This window comes from Pandoraea bronchicola (assembly GCF_902459805.1).
Classification (GTDB): domain Bacteria; phylum Pseudomonadota; class Gammaproteobacteria; order Burkholderiales; family Burkholderiaceae; genus Pandoraea; species Pandoraea bronchicola.
Genome location: NZ_CABPST010000033.1, coordinates 1 through 629 on the forward strand (window position 1 = coordinate 1; position 629 = coordinate 629).

Annotated in this window: 1 protein-coding gene; it reads right to left on the reverse strand. The window is 68.2% G+C overall.

What is annotated here, in order from left to right; translation table 11 throughout:
• On the reverse strand, window positions 1-629 hold a 629-nt coding region (locus PBR20603_RS24015; protein ID WP_150561958.1), incomplete at both ends, for an electron transfer flavoprotein subunit alpha/FixB family protein.

Genomic DNA, 629 nt, shown 5'->3' on the forward strand with positions numbered 1-629 from the left:
TAGTCGTTCGGCACGTAGCCCGCGTCGACTGCGGCACGCGAGGCGCCCAACGCCGCACCCAGCTTGTCCGCCAGCGGCTCGAGCACTTTCGTGTAGTTCTCGCCGCTGCCCAGCCCCCGGCCACCCGAGACGATGATCTTCGCGCTCGTGAGCTCCGGACGGTCCAGCTTCGTCACCTCACGCCCCACGAACTGCGACACGCCCGCGTCCGGCGTCGCCGCCACGGCTTCCACCGCAGCGCTGCCGCCCGTGGCCGCCGCCGGGTCGAAACCCGTCGAGCGCACCGTGATCACCTTCACCTTGTCCGCGCTTTGCACCGTCGCAATCGCGTTGCCTGCATAGATCGGGCGCTCGAACGTGTCCGCGCTGTCGACCTTCGTGATATCCGAAATCTGGGCGACGTCCAGCAGCGCTGCCACGCGCGGCGCAATGTTCTTGCCGTACGCCGTCGCGGTGGCGAGGATGTGCGAATAGTTGCCCGCAATCGACACCACCTCGTCGGCGATGTTCTCCGCCAGACCGTCGCCAAAGTACGGCGCGTCAGCCAGCAGCACCTTCTTCACGCCCGCGATCTGGGCCGCCGCTTCGGCAGCCGCCTTGGCGTTCGAACCCGCCACCAGCACGTGCAC